The organism is Bacillus ndiopicus, from assembly GCF_000612805.1.
Taxonomy (GTDB): Bacteria; Bacillota; Bacilli; order Bacillales_A; family Planococcaceae; genus Metasolibacillus; species Metasolibacillus ndiopicus.
This window is the reverse complement of sequence record NZ_HG964403.1, coordinates 684265-700423: the sequence shown is the minus strand read 5'-3', so window position 1 is coordinate 700423 and position 16159 is coordinate 684265. Positions and strand designations below refer to the sequence as shown.

Annotated in this window: 19 protein-coding genes; 1 reads left to right on the top strand and 18 read right to left on the bottom strand. The window is 39.0% G+C overall.

Features of this window, described 5'->3' with window-relative positions:
- Positions 1-9: 9 nt before the first annotated feature.
- The 18 genes from TY13_RS03080 to pdhA form a co-directional block, all read right to left on the bottom strand.
- Positions 10-678, bottom strand: coding sequence for a DUF4310 family protein (locus TY13_RS03080; RefSeq protein ID WP_042471523.1), 669 nt, complete (start codon positions 676-678; stop codon positions 10-12).
- A gap of 3 nt (positions 679-681) precedes the next feature.
- Entirely contained in the window at positions 682-1467 is a 786-nt protein-coding gene (locus tag TY13_RS03075; protein ID WP_042471522.1) for a DUF4311 domain-containing protein, read from the bottom strand.
- An 11-nt stretch (positions 1468-1478) separates the two neighbouring features.
- Positions 1479-1826 carry a DUF4312 family protein gene (locus TY13_RS03070; RefSeq protein ID WP_042471519.1) on the bottom strand — a complete coding sequence of 116 codons (348 nt, stop codon included), beginning with the start codon at positions 1824-1826 and terminating at the stop codon, positions 1479-1481.
- Between the two features lie 6 nt (positions 1827-1832).
- On the bottom strand, positions 1833-2192 hold the full coding sequence (locus tag TY13_RS03065) for a glycine-rich SFCGS family protein (RefSeq protein ID WP_042471516.1): 360 nt from the start codon (positions 2190-2192) through the stop codon (positions 1833-1835).
- Positions 2193-2204: 12 nt separating this feature from the next.
- Positions 2205-2537, bottom strand: coding sequence for a PRD domain-containing protein (locus tag TY13_RS03060; protein WP_042471513.1), 333 nt, complete (start codon positions 2535-2537; stop codon positions 2205-2207).
- Entirely contained in the window at positions 2534-3658 is a 1125-nt protein-coding gene (locus TY13_RS03055) for an amidohydrolase/deacetylase family metallohydrolase (RefSeq protein WP_042471510.1), read from the bottom strand. Before TY13_RS03055 ends, TY13_RS03060 begins: the two co-directional genes overlap by 4 nt.
- A gap of 11 nt (positions 3659-3669) precedes the next feature.
- A complete protein-coding gene (locus tag TY13_RS03050; protein ID WP_042471506.1) occupies positions 3670-5508 on the bottom strand; it encodes a BglG family transcription antiterminator in 1839 nt (612 codons plus the stop codon).
- Between the two features lie 377 nt (positions 5509-5885).
- Complete coding sequence (locus tag TY13_RS03045; RefSeq protein WP_042471504.1) at positions 5886-6320, bottom strand: GNAT family N-acetyltransferase; 435 nt, start codon at positions 6318-6320, stop codon at positions 5886-5888.
- 113 nt (positions 6321-6433) lie between these two features.
- Positions 6434-6586: a YpzG family protein gene (locus tag TY13_RS20010; protein WP_074432919.1), complete on the bottom strand. Its 153-nt coding sequence runs from the start codon at positions 6584-6586 to the stop codon at positions 6434-6436.
- A gap of 101 nt (positions 6587-6687) precedes the next feature.
- The gene (locus TY13_RS03040) at positions 6688-6957 is read right to left on the bottom strand and encodes a UPF0223 family protein (protein ID WP_042471500.1); all 270 of its coding nucleotides are present in this window, start codon (positions 6955-6957) and stop codon (positions 6688-6690) included.
- Between the two features lie 137 nt (positions 6958-7094).
- The gene (locus TY13_RS03035) at positions 7095-8054 is read right to left on the bottom strand and encodes an NAD(P)H-dependent flavin oxidoreductase (protein ID WP_042471497.1); all 960 of its coding nucleotides are present in this window, start codon (positions 8052-8054) and stop codon (positions 7095-7097) included.
- Positions 8055-8088: 34 nt separating this feature from the next.
- Positions 8089-8769, bottom strand: coding sequence for an LrgB family protein (locus tag TY13_RS03030; RefSeq protein WP_042471494.1), 681 nt, complete (start codon positions 8767-8769; stop codon positions 8089-8091).
- A gap of 1 nt (position 8770) precedes the next feature.
- The gene (locus TY13_RS03025) at positions 8771-9148 is read right to left on the bottom strand and encodes a CidA/LrgA family protein (RefSeq protein ID WP_042471491.1); all 378 of its coding nucleotides are present in this window, start codon (positions 9146-9148) and stop codon (positions 8771-8773) included.
- A 79-nt stretch (positions 9149-9227) separates the two neighbouring features.
- Positions 9228-10010, bottom strand: a complete 783-nt coding sequence (locus tag TY13_RS03020) for an SDR family NAD(P)-dependent oxidoreductase (RefSeq protein ID WP_042471488.1) — start codon at positions 10008-10010, stop codon at positions 9228-9230.
- Between the two features lie 159 nt (positions 10011-10169).
- Entirely contained in the window at positions 10170-11582 is a 1413-nt protein-coding gene (lpdA, locus tag TY13_RS03015) for a dihydrolipoyl dehydrogenase (protein WP_042471486.1), read from the bottom strand.
- A 3-nt stretch (positions 11583-11585) separates the two neighbouring features.
- Entirely contained in the window at positions 11586-12893 is a 1308-nt protein-coding gene (locus TY13_RS03010; protein ID WP_042471483.1) for a dihydrolipoamide acetyltransferase family protein, read from the bottom strand.
- 19 nt (positions 12894-12912) lie between these two features.
- Positions 12913-13890 carry an alpha-ketoacid dehydrogenase subunit beta gene (locus tag TY13_RS03005; RefSeq protein ID WP_042471480.1) on the bottom strand — a complete coding sequence of 326 codons (978 nt, stop codon included), beginning with the start codon at positions 13888-13890 and terminating at the stop codon, positions 12913-12915.
- Between the two features lie 3 nt (positions 13891-13893).
- Positions 13894-14940: a pyruvate dehydrogenase (acetyl-transferring) E1 component subunit alpha gene (gene pdhA / locus TY13_RS03000; RefSeq protein ID WP_407637701.1), complete on the bottom strand. Its 1047-nt coding sequence runs from the start codon at positions 14938-14940 to the stop codon at positions 13894-13896.
- Between the two features lie 569 nt (positions 14941-15509).
- Between pdhA and def the strand changes: the two genes are divergently transcribed.
- On the top strand, positions 15510-16067 hold the full coding sequence (gene def / locus TY13_RS02995; protein ID WP_042471476.1) for a peptide deformylase: 558 nt from the start codon (positions 15510-15512) through the stop codon (positions 16065-16067).
- Positions 16068-16159: the final 92 nt, after the last annotated feature.

The window sequence follows — 16159 nt, the reverse complement described above, 5'->3', positions numbered from 1 at the left end:
TATTACACCTCAATCAAGTGAAATTGGGAAGAATGCACCAAATAGCATTGCTCCAAGAATTGCGCCACCTGCTACAGGCTTCTTCCAAGCATAAAAAATTGCTGCACCGATAATTGAGCCAATACCAATAGGAATTGAAGCACTTGCTGCTGAAATAACAATCAATGGTCCTAGGAAGCGACCTGAGGCATTTCCTGCACCCATCATAATATCCGCACCAAATGTTGAATTCGATTGCCCTACTGTAAATTTTCGAATACCGATAATGACATAACCAATAACAATCCCTAAAATACCACCTGTTGCTAATGATAAAACAAAGGATTCAAGCGGTGCTGTAATTCCTGCACCTAATAGCAATGCAGGTACCCCAATACCGAGCCCCGTTTGCAAAGAGCCACCAATATCTAAAATACCAACTAATGAGCCTTCTAAAATACGAGCAAATAAGAAACTTGCACCAAAAGCAGCCGCTGCTCCGTAGCCTGCTCCTTGAAGCCCTGCCTCAAGCATCGCCACAATGGCAACATCGTTAAAAGCACCAATATGATATTGGTAGTACATATGTGTTCCAGCAAATATACCTGCTGATAGAAGCGCTACAAAAATAGGAAACGACCAATCTGCATACCAAAAGCTTTTATTATACAACGTTTCTGTCTCTTGTTGATTTGTCATATGCTACTTCACCTCAAATCCAATTAGTTTGTGTAAATCAATAATCCAACCTGGTACTTCCAAATTAAAGCTTCTAATCATTTGAATATCGAAGCCGCGGAAAAACGCACTTAGCACAAATAACAAAATAACGGATGTTAACAACGTTTTTGTAACTTTAGACCAACCGCCATCATCTACACCTTTACCAATTAAAATCCCTAGTACAATCCCTGGCACAGCATTACCCATGATCAAATGGGCTGCACCACCAAAAATTGTGCCCCATAAGCCAGAGCGTTTACCAGCATCTAATGCTGCCAACCAGAAAATCACTGGCATAACTGGATTAATTAATAAATTGGCTGCTGGTACAAGCACCTTGATGGCAATCGCCTGTAAAGATTCTGGAATTGCTGATGCTGTGGAATTAAGAAATGTAACAACAACCACACCTACAACTGCTCCTGCAATCGCCATCTTTTTCGGATTATGCAACGTATCTTCAGGGCGTTTGCCTTTTCTCATTAAAATGGCTGCTGCCCAGTTTGGAATAATGCGATGGTCTACATCCTGTGTAAATGCACCTGCTCCAACAGAGGATGCCCATGCATTGAAGAAGAAGCCAAGACCGAATGAAAAGTGAGAGGCTGCATCCCCTGCGCAAGCGTTTAATTCACCTAATGTTCGGAAAGCGCCCATTCCTTGTACTTTTGGTGCATGGAACATCCTCGCAGCACCTGCCCCAACACCAAACCCAACAAGTCCCCCAATAATAATTGACTTGATAATAATTTCAATAAGCTCCATACAACCACCCCCTATTTATTTGCTTGATTGCCTAACAACATATTGCGCATATTATCTGGTACATCCGTTTTCTCAAAGACGATTTCCTCCGCATCTAGCAGGAAGACATTAACCTCTACCTCTAGTACAACTTTATATTTACTGCGTTGCCTTGGGAAAAATAGCAGGAAGAAGCGTTCTGTATAAGTTACTTCTTTCGCTTCAATAATCGATACATCAATTGGCTCGATTCTAAGAATTAAGCCTTTATAACTCGACATAATCTTTTTTTGAATGCTTCCTAATGCCGTATTAATCGCTAGTTCCTTTGATTGTCCAACACCTTCAACTTGCACCTTTGCTTGAAACGTTTTTTTCATCCCATATCACCCTTTGAGTTTGATATATTCCTCGGTAATTCGTTTACCTAATTCCTCCACATCCATAAAACCAAAGCCTAATACACATTTTCCTTCACGCAGAGCTGTAATTCCTTCATCGATTGAACGCATGCCATAGTGACATGGATAGCCATACTTCGTTTGTGCTGTAATCGCGCCTGCTCCACCACTACCACAGAAAGAAATACCGATATTCGCATTTTCAGCCTGCATAATGTCACCTAATTTCATATCAGCACCCATTCCTGGAATGACAATTGCCTTGCCACCAGCAGCCTCTACTCCCTTCGCTACATTTTGCCCTTTCCCTAAACGATCTCCAATTACAACAACAACTTGACTCATATTCAATTCCTCCTAATTATTTATTTTTGCTGCTTCAAAATGAATAGATAGTAAATATTTTTCATCTTCATGTAAATCAGGTAATAACCCACAAACAGTAGCTGCCAGCTTAATAGATTCCTGCGACACTTCACTAAACATCGTGCTATCCAATGGCTGAATAGGCTCTTTATTTATCGAGCGATAGAGCATAGCAGATAAATGAGAGGCTAATGATAGCCATTGTGTTTCATTCATTACAACTTCTGCCTGTGCTATAATTTCTTTTGTTGCCGCTAGTAGCTCACGACATCTCGCAGCATCCCCACTTTTTTCGATTATCTTTTCCATATCTAATGCTGTCATTGACGAAACACCACTCTTCCATTTCTTACTGTTATTTTTGGTTGTAGCACACGATTTGCGATTAAAACTGCTCCCTCTGAATCCACAAGATCTGTAGGGTGTTCGTGCAATGTAAAAATCGTTAAGTCTGCGCGTGTGCCATTTTGTAATGTGCCTTGCTCTGTTAAGCCAATTGCTTGCGCTGCTTGAATGGTTACAGCCCGTACAACCTCCTCAAGCGTAAAGCCTAATTCCAGAAGCTTGGACATCGTAAGCATTAGGCTGCCAACTGGATTATCATAGTTATTTAGATAAATATCCGTACTAATTGAAAAGGGCTGTCTATAGTTTTCTTTAAATTTCCGAAGTGTTTGATAACTAAAGCTCGATGTACCATGCCCTACATCCAAAAGCACACCACGCTGTAACGCTTTTTCGGCTTCATCAATTAGATGTCCTTGCTCATTTAAAATGCCATGCTTTTTGCCATGAAAGGCATGTGTTACAATATCTCCCTTTATTAATAATGGGAACACTTCATCTAAATAAGGCGGTGGATTGCCAATATGCACCATAATCGGCTTATGCAGCGTATCTGCTACTAAACGAGCATGTTGAAGTGGTGCGATACCTTGCTCCTTCACAACAGAACCACTCATCCTCGCCTTTAAACCTACAATTTGTGGCTCACTTGCGAAAATTTCCTTCGCTTCTTCTGTAGTCATTAAGTTTGTTGGGTCTGCAAGCTCAGATAGCCCAGCACCTAGCCCTTCTTTGGCTATATTCAAAAACGCCAATACCTCTGTTACACTTCGCTCTATGACTGTATCCTTTAATAGCTGATAATTGGCGTAGCCTGCACTCCCTGCATCAACAATTGTTGTAACACCTTGCTTAATCCCTACAAGGTCCGCTTCAATACCTAATGTTGTAGCATCCTTAAAAACATGGACATGTAAATCAATAAAACCTGGCGCAATATATGCTCCTTCTGCATCAATAAAGTCAATATTTGTACCTTGCTCAAGTACGCTTTTGCTATCAGCTAGCTTGCCATCGATAATGCCAATATCCCTTTGTTCAATGCTATTCTGCTCTGGATCAATCACAAATCCATTTTGAATAATTGCATAATTCCCCACACGTCCACCTCCTATTTTAAATATTGTAAAAGTGCCATTAACTCAGATTTTTGAACAAATACTTGAAGTTGTTCGAGTATTTCCTGCAATAGTTGTATATTACGTTGTTGCTTTTCTGATAGAGGCTGATTTGTATAAAGAAAATTGTCATATTGCTTATCAAAATAACTACGATGCACCATTAAAAAAATATGAAATTGTAATGCCTGCTTACGTTCTTCTTGAATATCCTTTTGAAATGCGGCCGAAATTTCATGAAATATTTCAAAGCCCTTCAAAATAATTTCTAAGCTTACTTGCTCATGATCTTCATTCGCTAAAGGCTGATGATCGTATGGCAAATTCGGTTGATAAGAGTGACCATCCTTTAACAGTGCCTTAACATGCTCTCGAATCATTTCGATATCTCGTTTTGTTGGTATCGCATCTACTGCAATAACCGGTAAATGTGATTGAATAGGAAATACGCTAATAATTAAATCTACATGCTCCCGTTGGCATAATTCTTCTACTTCCACAATGGAGCAGTAGCCAACGATTTCAATATCATGAATTTCCTTCTCCACTCTATTTTTGATTAGTCGTGCAACTCCCCCACCAGTAGCACAAACATATAACCCTCGAACCTTTCTTTTTGTAGCAAAGGTATTTTCGAATGAAGTTAAAAAATGTAGTGCAATTAACGAGATAAATGCATCATGATTAATAATAGATGATAGACCAAGGTGTATTCTGCAAGCCTCTGTGATATTTTGGAATAGCTTAGGATAATCTGCTTTAATTTCATCTGCAAAGGGGTTTATCTCTGAAACGTTGAATACACCTTTATTTAAACGTAAGGATAGATGGGCAAATAGACTATTAAATAATCTAGGATCCTTGCCATATTCAACGCCTTCCTTTGCACTAACATATTGAATAACTTGATTCGTCACAACTGTTAAATCAATTCCTCGTGTATCCTTTGCAATATCTCCAGATAAATATAAAAATTCATTGTGCAGCAGCGGCAACTCCAACTCAGTCAAAACATTTTCCATTAAAGCTAACATAAATAATGAGGCATCATCTGTGTACAACTGTTTATTCAATACACGGTAGCCATCCATCGTTTGCCCGCTTTCTAAGCGCACAACAGATATCGTCATGCGAATTAAAAGCAAAATTAAATCAGACTGATGAAATAGCTGCCCAATTGCTGGTGTATATAAATTTTTTACATGTCGCTCCGCTATTTTGAACATAGCAAGAAGCGTTGTATCCATTAAAAATTTTTGCTCAGATTCTTCCTCATCCGCCGTAATGCGTGTCATAATTTGATAAATTTCATAGTTTGTCAAATTCGTATAAATAAGATGCTCCATAAATAGCCGAATGTTCAGCTCTGCCCCAACTAGCTTATAGCCTTTGCGCTTAACTCGGTCTAACTGCATCATCCACGGAGCGATATATTCACTAACAAAATTCATATCACTTAATATCGTATTGCGGCTCACTTGAAGATTTTCGGCTAAACTATTCGCTGTAATGTAATCATGGCTTAAAAGCATAGCTACTAAAATTCGTTGTAACCTAACATTTTGATCAGGACTTTGCCTCCATCTTTCATCGCCAAGCAATTGTTGCAATGCTTTATCACGCATACTATCGTCACAAGTTACCCATAGCCCCTTATTCGGCTGAGAGTGTACATCTATTTTCTGAAGCTGAAACCATTCTTTCACATGCTCAAGATCATACTTGATCGTTCGTGTAGTAACAGCGAAATCCTGTGATAAATCCTTTATTTTCATAGGTAATTTGGTTTCAAGAAGTTTAATTGCAATTTTCAATTCTCTTTCACTTAACATCCTCTCACCACCCCTATGAATAGTAGATTTTGAAACCGCTTACGTGTCTTCATTATAGTTTGTATATTCTGAATATTAAAGACCAAATGCTTTCCCTCCAAATGGTGAAGTAATTTTCATCCGACAAATTAAAAAGGCTGTGAGAAAGCTTTTATTTGCTTTCCACAGTCTTATCTGTTGCTTATGTTTCATATAATGAAAACTTCAGTATCAGGCTTTTCTTAGTAAAACTGGCAATAACTTCGAGAAATTTATAATTCTATTGTTATTGCGGGCGAATCCTGCTGTTTAATGAGCGAATTTTCATATCTTGTGAGCGAATTTCACTGTTTCACGAGCGAATTCCTATACTTTGCGAGCGAATTATGACTTTCCTACTAATAAACTAATCGATAAACAACCTCACCATCGATAATACGACCATCCGCTTCAAAGCCTAATTTTTCATATAAGCTTCTTGCTAAAGAATTCTCTGGCTCAAAGCTTAAATAGATTACATTGCGCTCGCTGTCTTCTTTTATATGCTCAATTAATTTTTCCATTGCTGCTTTGCCGTAGCCTTTTCCTTGAAATTTCTCGTCTATCATTAAACGATAAATCCAATATTCATGATCATCCTCATCAATACAATACATCGTAAAACCAACGAGCACCTCATCTGCATAAATTGCTAAGCAGATGCACTCTGGATAAGCCTTCGCCTGTGCGAGTGAAAATAAGTTTGAGGCAACGAAGCTTTTTTGTTCCTCTGCCACCTTTAAATCAATAACATCCCAAAAGTTTTTTCTATCTATTTCTTTAAATTGAATCATTGTATCTCCCCCCTCTAGGAATATTCGCTATAGTGAGGGTGAATTCCTTTTACAAAAAAGCCTTCGCAAGCGATTTCTCGCGTACGAAGGCTTGATTCACTTCATTCCAAAAGCTAGAGCTGTTTCGATTTTGCAGCAGTTCTCAGCATCTGGTTATGGAGAGTAATCTCCGTCTCACCATTTACTTGAGATTTCTGCTGCTTATTTCTTGTCCAGTTCTGGTGGATTTTCTGAGATTTCGGATCCATATCGGTCTTCTTACTCATCCCTTCCGCCTCCCTCTGTTCAAAAGTGAAATCTATAGTAGTGTGTGTGATTTTTATTATTTTATACCTATGGAAAAGACAAGGACTGTTACGTCCTTGTCTTATAAACGAATAATCGTTCCATCTGCTGATTCCTTCGCTTGTTTGACAACTTTGTAGCTGACATAGCCACTTGCCTTCTCAAAGTCGCGGAAAATTGTTTTTTCCTCAGCCTGTGAAGGGATAATTTCCTTGAAGCGGCGATATTTTGCCATAACTTCCTCTCGCTTAATACCCTTTTCATAAGCTGCCTCGACTACTTCGAAAAAGTGTACAACATCAACCATCTCTTGTGTTGTCCAGTCTGTTGATAGTGGATAAGAATATTCCATTTCATTAACCTACCTTTTCACCCATATTAACTGCCTGTAAAAGCTAACCTTCGATCAACATAATTTAATGTTTTCACAAAATCTGGTGAACTTAGCTTGTGTTCTTCTACAACGATTTATGTGGGATTTTCACTTAATTACTCGCCCCATTTTACACGAATGGATGTCGCCTCTGCAACCATGCGCTCAATTAATTCGGCAACTGTTGGCACATCTTTGATTAAGCCTGCCACTTGACCAGCCCATCCAAAGCCTTGCGCACTCTCACCATCATAAATAAAGCGTTGATTTGCTTTTCCACTAATCAAGTCTTTCAGTGCTTCATATGTTGGCGTTTCTCCTTCTACTTGTAAAATGCGCTCTGTAAATTCATTGCGCAATGCGCGTGCGGGCGCACCGATAGAACGCTTTATTACTGTTGTATCATATTCTGCACTGTACAAAAGTGCCTCTTTATAAGCATTTGAAGCATGCACACATTCCTGTGTCGCGATAAAGCGTGTCCCCATTTCGATACCCTCTGCGCCAAGTGCATGTGCAGCCATCCAGCCACGACCATCACCAATGCCACCTGAAGCAATCACTGGAATGGAGACATGGTCTACTACTTGTGGTACAAGCACCATTGTTCCAACATCGTCTCGTCCTAAATGACCTCCGCCTTCTTGTCCAACGACCATAACTGCATCGGCACCAAGCTCCTCTGCTTTTTGTGCTTGGCGTCTTGCGGCCACAAGTACAAGCTTTTTACAAGGGGCATCTTTCAACAATTCAAAAATCGGTGCAGGATTGCCACCTGTAATTGTCACAACAGGTACTTCCATTTCTACTGCGACCTTTACCATATCCTCATAGCCTTTGCCATGCTGACCGATTGCATAATTAACACCAAAAGGTTTATTTGTTAATGTACGAACCTTTTCAATTTCTTGGCGCAAATCATCAGGTGTCGCTAAGCTCATTGCAGTAATTTGTCCAAGTCCTCCAGCATTGGATACAGCTGCGGCCAAATCAGCATAAGCTAAATACGCAAGCCCTCCTTGAATGATTGGATACTTAATATTTAAAAGCTCTGTTACACGTGTCTCCCATTTCATAAAAAGTCCCCCTTTATTTCCTCGGAAATAACAATCAAGATAAAAATAACATAGCAAATAATGGACAAATAAATGCACCGAGTACTGCACTTAACCCCATTGCCAATGAGCCAATCGACACATCCTTTTCCCCGTACTCTGTTAATTTTGATACGCCTACACCATGTGAGGCGCTACCCATTGAGACACCTCGACTAATCGCAGTGTCAATTTTCGCTAATTTATAAACAGTGGGTCCTAAAAGCGCACCTGTAAAGCCTGCAATCATAACTAGCAATGCAGATAATGGCACAACGCCACCAATCGTTTCACTCACCTGCATCGCAATCGGTGTTGTTAAAGATTTCGGTAACGCCGTTAGCATAAATGCATGCGATGCTTTAAACACTTTTAATAATAGAAAAACGCTAATTAATCCTGATAGCATGGCAACGATTAAGCTTGATATAATGGAATATTTGTATTGGAAAACAAGCTTGCGTTGGTTGTACAACGGATATGCTAACGCAACAACAGCAGGTCCTAGCATTTTATGAATCCATTGACCTCCTTGCATATATGTAGCATATGGAATTTTAAATACTAGCAGTACAGTAACAAGTGTAATAGCTGTCGTTAAAATTGGGAGTAAGTAGGGTTTGCTCCATTTTGCATAAAGTTTTTGATAAATTAAAAATAGGCCGACTGTACTAACGATGGCGAATAATGCTTGCATGTTATTGCTCACCGTCCTTTACAGCTGCTTCTTTTTTCTCAATCCACCCGCTCCATTTGCCTGTCAATGCTATTGTTACAAGCGTGCTAATAATAACTGCTAAAATTAAATAAAGCCCTGCTTTTGATAGTAGCTCCGGATGATCTACTACGCCAATTGTCGATGGAATAAAAAATAATGTTAAAAATGCTAGGAAAAATGTTGCGCCATCACGAATAAATTCTACCTTTAGCAGCTTAAAGTATAGCGATAGCCATAATAAAATAAGCCCAACAATACTTGCTGGAATAAAAATGCCCGTTATATTAACAATAAGAACACCTAAATAATAATAAATCGTTAAAATACCAATTTGAACAATTGTCCGTATAATTTGCATAAAAAAACCTCTTTTCTTCCCCCATATTGTACGACTTCCGAAATAATATGTCTATAAGGGCTGAAAAGAAAAGGTGGCGCTACAATGCCCCACCCGAACCACCATCAATATTTATTGAAGTACCTGTCACATATGAAGAAGCATCCGAAGCTAAAAACGTGATGACATTTGCAGCTTCTTCTGTATTGCCAATTCGCCCTAAAGGAATTGTTTCCCCTACTTTTCGTGAATATTCTTCCCATGTTATATTAGGTGCGTCATTTTTCCAGCGCTTTTCAATTTGATCGCTGCGAATTAGTCCAATACAAACAGCATTTACACGTATATTATATTTTCCTAAATCCTTGCTCATCGCCTTCGTTAAAGCAAGCCCTGCGGCACGGCTCACAGTTGTTGGTAATGAGGATGCTGGCGGCGTTTTGGCAAGAACTGCTGTGACATTAATAATGGAGCCACCGCCTGATGCTTTCATATGTGGAAGGGCTGCTTTTGAGCAATTGACTGCACCGAACAATTTTAAATCTAAATCGCTTTGCCAAAGCTCGCTACCAACCTGCTCAAATGGATTAGCAGAAGCTGTACCCGCATTATTTACTAAAATATCAAGTCGTCCAAAATGCTCAACAGTTTTTGCAATCAACTCTACACATTCTTTTTCCTTTGTCATATCAGCAGGCACTATCAAAACTTGTGCACCTGTTTTTTCCTTAATAGCCGCAGCAGCAACCTCTAACTGCTTTTCACCGCGCGCACAAAGCACAACTGATGCTCCTTCTTGTGCAAGCTGTAGCGCTGTATAATAACCAATTCCTTTACTTGCTCCTGTTATAATTGCTACTTTCTCCTTTAAACCTAGTTCCATCCCTAATTGCCCCCTATCTTATCATCTCCATCTATAATTATATGAAAATTCCGTAAATATTTCATCTATTGAAGCCTTTCTATTGGTAGGTTTCTTTCTTTTATTATCGAACTATGAAAAAAATCCTTTGCCCAAAAAACGGCAAAGGATTTCTACACATTATTTTGTAATGATATGGATTGGGTTGCCTAGTAATACTTCAGCAGCTTCCATTGTGATTTCACCTAATGTTGGGTGAGCGTGAATTGTTAATGCGATATCTTCAGCTGTCATACCAGCTTCGATTGCAAGACCCATTTCAGCGATCATATCAGATGCACCAGCACCTACGATTTGAGCACCTACTAATAAGCCATCTTCTTTACGCGCAACTAGCTTCACGAAGCCTTCTGTTGCATTTAATGCTAAAGCACGACCATTTGCAGCGAATGGGAATTTAGCAGCTGTTACTTCTAAACCTTCTGCTTTTGCTTGCTCTTCTGAATAACCAACTGTTGCTAGCTCTGGATCTGTGAAACATACAGCAGGAATTGCTAAGTAGTCTACTACAGAATGCTCACCAGCGATTGCTTCAGCAGCAACTTTACCTTCATAAGATGCCTTATGTGCAAGTTGTGGACCTGCAACGATATCACCGATTGCATAAATATTTGGAACTGAAGTACGGCACTGTTTATCAACATCGATTAAACCGCGCTCAGCAAATTTAATACCTACTTCTTCAAGACCCATTTCGTCAGTATTTGGACGGCGACCTACTGTTACTAATACATAATCAGCTTCGACAGTTTTTTCTTCCCCGCCTACTTCATATGTTACAACAACTCCAGTATCGCTCTCTTCTACACCTTTAGCTGATGCGCCAACTACTACTTCTACGCCTTTTTTCTTTAAGCCTTTTTTAACGATTTGCGTCATTTGCTTTTCGAAACCAGCTAAAATATCTTTACCGCCTTCGATAATCGTTACTTGTGAGCCAAGGTTTGCATAAGCAGAGCCCAACTCAGTACCGATGTAACCACCACCGATAACTACTAATTTACCTGGTACTTCTGGTAAAGAAAGTGCGCCTGTAGAGTTAATTACACGCTTAGTAAATTTGAATGTTGGAATCTCAACAGGACGAGAGCCTGTTGCTAAAATAGCATTTTTGAATGTGTAAGTTTGTGCAGAATCTTCGTTAATCACACGAACAGTATTCGCATCAACAAAGTATGCTTCACCTTTTACGATGTCTACTTTATTACCTTTTAGTAAACCTTCAACACCGCCAACTAGCTTCTTAACAACGCCATCTTTAAAAGCTTGAGCTTTTGCCCAGTCAAGCTTCACTTCTGATGCAACGATACCCATATCATCAGAATGCTTCGCATGCTCATAACGGTGACCTACAGAAATTAATGCTTTTGATGGGATACATCCAACGTTTAAGCATACGCCTCCTAAGTTACCTTTTTCTACGATTGTAACCTTTTGACCTGTTTGCGCTGCGCGAATTGCTGCAACATATCCACCAGGGCCTGATCCTACAACAAGAGTATCTAGTTCGATTGGGAAATCTCCTACTACCATTTTTTACGCCTCCATTAATAATAAGTCTGGCTCACTTAGCAAACGCTTTAAATAATTTAATGCATTTTGCCCAGTTGCTCCATCAATCATACGATGGTCAAAGCTCAATGATAATGCTAACACAGGTGCGGCTACAATTTCACCATTTTTTATTACAGGTTTTTCTGAGATACGCCCGATTCCTAGTATTGCAACCTCTGGATGGTTGATTACTGGTGTAAACCATTGTCCACCAGCTGAGCCGATATTCGTAATAGACATTGAAGCACCTTTCATTTCATGCGATGCTAATTTGCCTTCACGCGCTTTTGTAGCTAAATCATTGATTGAGTTAGAAATAGCGAATAGCGATTGACGGTCTGCATGTTTAATTACTGGTACAAGCAAGCCTTTTTCTGTATCTGCTGCAATTCCAATATTGTAATAATGCTTTTGAATAACTTCTTGTGTTGCATCGTCAAGTGAACGATTGAACTCAGGGAATTCACGTAATGTTGCAATTAACGCTTTTACTACATATGGTAAGTACGTTAATTTAATACCTTTTTCCGCTGCCATATCTTTGAACTTTTTGCGATGTGCTACAAGCGCTGTTACATCTACTTCATCCATTAGTGTAACGTGTGGAGCTGTTTGCTTCGAATGCACCATTGCTTTGGCAATCGCTTTACGCATACCTGATAATTTTTCACGTGTTTCTGGGAAGTCACCTTCTAAAACTACAGTTGGTGCAGCTTTTGGTGCTTCTACCGCAGCTTCCACTACTGTTTCTTCTACAGCCTGTGCTTGTTCAGCAACAGCTTCTTGTCCACCGGCTAAGAATTTCTCGATATCCTCTTTTAATACACGACCATTTTTGCCAGAGCCAACTACTGTGCGAATGTCTACGCCTTTTTCACGCGCATATTTACGCACTGATGGCATTGCAATAATACGTTTATTATCTTCTACTTTTGCTGTTTCTTCAACAGGTGCTTTTTCAACATCTTGACCAGCCTCAGCTGTCGCTTGCACTTGTGCCTCAGTTTTAGCTTCCGCATGCTCGTCGCCTTTTAATTTCATGTCCTCGTAGCCTGGTGCATCTAAACGAATTAACACGTCCCCTACTACTGCAACTGTTCCTTCTGCTACTAATACTTCTTCTACTGTACCTTCTACTGGAGACGGAATTTCAACGACAGCTTTATCATTTTGTACTTCACATAAAATATCGTCTTCTTTTACATGATCGCCAGCTTTTACGAACCACTTAACGATCTCACCTTCATGAATTCCTTCCCCAATGTCTGGTAAACGGAAATTAAATGCCATATTTGTCACCCTCACTTCATTAGAATGTTAAAACTTTTTTCGCCGTTTCCATTACATCTTTATACGTTGGTAACCATACACCTTCCGCTTGTGGGAATGGATAAATTGTATCTGGAGCTGCTACGCGTAATACTGGTGCTTCTAAGCTTAAAATTGCGCGATCTGTAATTTCTGCTACAACATTCGCTGCAATACCTGCTTGCTTTTGCGCTTCTTGTACAACGATTGCACGATTTGTTTTTTCAACTGAAGCGATAATTGTTTCGATATCTAAAGGTTGAATTGTGCGTAAATCAACAACTTCAACTGAATAGCCTTCTTTTTCTAATTCTTCAGCCGCTTTTAAGCTTTCATGTACCATTAAGCCATATGCGAAAATTGATAAGTCTTTTCCTTCACGCTTCACATCCGCTTTACCAAGTGGAATTGTGTAAGCTTCTTCTGGAACCTCTTCACGGAAAGAACGATATAGTTTTAAGTGCTCTAAGAAAATAACTGGGTCATTATCACGAATTGATGAAATTAATAACCCTTTTGCATCATAAGGTGTTGATGGAATAACAACTTTTAAGCCTGGTTGTTGTGCCATTAAGCCTTCTAAGCTGTCAGAGTGCATTTCTGGTGTATGAACCCCACCACCAAATGGTGAACGGATTGTTACAGGTGCATTATACGTACCACCTGAGCGGTAACGTAAACGCGCTAATTGTCCACTAATTGAGTCCATTACTTCATAAACGAAGCCGAAAAATTGGATTTCTGGTACTGGACGGAAACCTTCAAGAGCTAAACCGATTGCTAAGCCCCCAATTCCTGATTCTGCAAGAGGTGTATCAAATACACGATCCACACCAAATTCTTTTTGTAAGCCTTCCGTTGCACGGAATACCCCGCCGTTTACACCTACGTCTTCCCCAAAAACTAGAACGTTTTCGTCATCGCGTAATTCGCAACGTAGTGCATCCGTAATTGCTTGAATCATCGTCATTTGTGCCATAGCTTATTTCGACTCCTTCTCTTTGTAAATTGCATACTGTTCTTGTAAGTTATATGGCATTTCACCTGCATGCATATTTTCAATTAGTTCTGTTACTTTTTGTTTTGGTGCTTGATCAGCTTCTTTAATTGCTTCTTTAATTTCTTCCTTCGCACGCTCGATTACTTCTTCTTCTTTTGCTTCAGTCCATAAACCTTTTGCTTCTAAGTATTTACGGAAACGTACAATCGGATCTTTTGCTGCCCATTCATTATCTGTATCAGCTGTACGGTAACGAGTTGGATCGTCCCCTGCCATTGTATGTGGACCGTAACGGTAACACATTGTTTCAATTAGTGTTGGACCTTCGCCATTTACTGCACGCTCACGTGCATCACGTGTTGCTACATATACTGCTAATGGGTCCATACCGTCTACTAACACACTTGGAATACCTGCTGCAATACCTTTTTGTGCGATTGTTTTTGCAGCTGTTTGTAATTCACGAGGTGTTGAAATTGCGTATTGGTTATTTTGTACGATGAAAATTGCTGGCGATTTAAATGCACCTGCAAAGTTGATACCTTCATAGAAGTCACCTTGTGATGAACCACCATCACCTGTATACGTAATTGCTACTGATTTTTTGCCGCGCTTTTGTAAGCCAAGTGCAACACCAGCAGTTTGAATATATTGTGCACCAATAATGATTTGTGGTGCTAAAATGTTTACGCCTTCTGGAACTTGGTTACCCATAAAGTGACCACGGCTGAATAAAAATGCTTTCGCTAATGGTAAACCATGCCACACGATTTGTGGTACATCACGGTAACCAGGTAAAATCCAGTCTTCTTTTTCCAGTGCAAAATGAGAAGCAAGCTGTGATGCTTCTTGACCAGCTGTTGGCGCATAGAAACCTAAACGACCTTGGCGGTTTAAAGAAATTGAACGTTGATCTAAAATACGCGTATAAACCATACGTGTCATTAATTCCACAAGCTCATCATCCGATAAATTTGGATTTGCTTCCTCATTAACAATTTGTCCTTCTTCATTTAAAATTTGGAACATCTGAAATTTATCTTCAATTTCATGCAATGTTGCTGTTGGATCATATTTTTTTAAAATATTTTCTCCCATTTGTAGTACAACTCCCTTTCAACTGTATTAAAAAATAATCATTAATTATTAGTACAACAAAATCTTCTCCTTGAGTATAAATAATAAAACTTCATCGGTCAATCAATAGTTTTTCTTTATTAGACACATTTCTTCAAAATTCGACGTAAAAAAGAAAGCGTTATCTCTGTTATACATTAGATATAAATCTGTATTATAACAAAGATAGAATTCAACAATAACAAGCGTTTTCGTCGTATCCTCTTTTTTATCATCAGATTTATTTTGAGTTAAGTAGATATTTTTTGCCCAAAAGCAATATTACATACTTACATTTCAATAAAACAGTAAATATTGTTCGAAAAGCAATCCACCAGCCTGCTTTTCGAACAACTCTATATTGCACTGTTTTTCAAGGAGTAATACAAATATCTTTGAATTATTTCAAGCATTTCACATTGAACAGATAGCTACATATTGTATACTAAGTATAGAGAGCAAAATAGAAAGGGAGCTTTTTTATGATTTTAATGGAACATATAATTCGTGAAGGTCATCCAGTATTACGTACTCGCGCTGAGGAAGTGACATTTCCTTTAGTAGAAGAAGACCGCAAATTAGCAGAAGAAATGCTACAGTATTTAATAAATAGCCAAGATGAGGAAGTAGCTGAAAAATACAATTTACGCCCAGGTATTGGTTTAGCAGCTAACCAAGTGAACAGCTTAAAACGCATGTTTGCACTACATTTAGAAGACGACAAAGGTGAACAATTAAGCTTTGTCGCAATTAACCCTAAAATCGTTAGCCATTCTGTTGAGCAAACATATATTGAATCTGGTGAAGGCTGTCTTTCGGTTGATCGTGCTATACCAGGCTATGTCCCACGCTATGCACGCATTACTGTTAAGTTTAAGACTATAGATGGTGATGAACAAAAAATGCGCTTAAAAGGACTACCTGCTATCGCATTCCAACATGAGTTAGATCATTTAAATGGTGTGATGTTTTATGATCGCATTAATGAACAAAATCCGTTCGCTGAAATACAAGATGCTGTACCATTTATTAGAGAATAATCAATCGGCTAGAGGAAAAGCTAAAACCTTTCCTCTAGCCTCTTTTATTTCTTAAAAAAATTATAATCGTGAAAAGTTTAACCTAATTTTAA

What these genes read in the sequence shown, in the direction of transcription:
- TY13_RS03080 (WP_042471523.1), bottom strand. Translation starts at nt 678, where the DNA reads ATGACAAATCAACAAGAGACAGAAACGTTGTATAATAAAAGCTTTTGG.
- TY13_RS03075 (WP_042471522.1), bottom strand. Translation starts at nt 1,467, where the DNA reads ATGGAGCTTATTGAAATTATTATCAAGTCAATTATTATTGGGGGACTT.
- TY13_RS03070 (WP_042471519.1), bottom strand. Translation starts at nt 1,826, where the DNA reads ATGAAAAAAACGTTTCAAGCAAAGGTGCAAGTTGAAGGTGTTGGACAA.
- TY13_RS03065 (WP_042471516.1), bottom strand. Translation starts at nt 2,192, where the DNA reads ATGAGTCAAGTTGTTGTTGTAATTGGAGATCGTTTAGGGAAAGGGCAA.
- TY13_RS03060 (WP_042471513.1), bottom strand. Translation starts at nt 2,537, where the DNA reads ATGACAGCATTAGATATGGAAAAGATAATCGAAAAAAGTGGGGATGCT.
- TY13_RS03050 (WP_042471506.1), bottom strand. Translation starts at nt 5,508, where the DNA reads ATGTTAAGTGAAAGAGAATTGAAAATTGCAATTAAACTTCTTGAAACC.
- TY13_RS03045 (WP_042471504.1), bottom strand. Translation starts at nt 6,320, where the DNA reads ATGATTCAATTTAAAGAAATAGATAGAAAAAACTTTTGGGATGTTATT.
- TY13_RS20010 (WP_074432919.1), bottom strand. Translation starts at nt 6,586, where the DNA reads ATGAGTAAGAAGACCGATATGGATCCGAAATCTCAGAAAATCCACCAG.
- TY13_RS03040 (WP_042471500.1), bottom strand. Translation starts at nt 6,957, where the DNA reads ATGGAATATTCTTATCCACTATCAACAGACTGGACAACACAAGAGATG.
- TY13_RS03035 (WP_042471497.1), bottom strand. Translation starts at nt 8,054, where the DNA reads ATGAAATGGGAGACACGTGTAACAGAGCTTTTAAATATTAAGTATCCA.
- TY13_RS03030 (WP_042471494.1), bottom strand. Translation starts at nt 8,769, where the DNA reads ATGCAAGCATTATTCGCCATCGTTAGTACAGTCGGCCTATTTTTAATT.
- TY13_RS03025 (WP_042471491.1), bottom strand. Translation starts at nt 9,148, where the DNA reads ATGCAAATTATACGGACAATTGTTCAAATTGGTATTTTAACGATTTAT.
- TY13_RS03020 (WP_042471488.1), bottom strand. Translation starts at nt 10,010, where the DNA reads ATGGAACTAGGTTTAAAGGAGAAAGTAGCAATTATAACAGGAGCAAGT.
- lpdA (WP_042471486.1), bottom strand. Translation starts at nt 11,582, where the DNA reads ATGGTAGTAGGAGATTTCCCAATCGAACTAGATACTCTTGTTGTAGGA.
- TY13_RS03010 (WP_042471483.1), bottom strand. Translation starts at nt 12,893, where the DNA reads ATGGCATTTAATTTCCGTTTACCAGACATTGGGGAAGGAATTCATGAA.
- TY13_RS03005 (WP_042471480.1), bottom strand. Translation starts at nt 13,890, where the DNA reads ATGGCACAAATGACGATGATTCAAGCAATTACGGATGCACTACGTTGC.
- pdhA (WP_407637701.1), bottom strand. Translation starts at nt 14,940, where the DNA reads ATGTTCCAAATTTTAAATGAAGAAGGACAAATTGTTAATGAGGAAGCA.
- def (WP_042471476.1), top strand. Translation starts at nt 15,510, where the DNA reads ATGATTTTAATGGAACATATAATTCGTGAAGGTCATCCAGTATTACGT.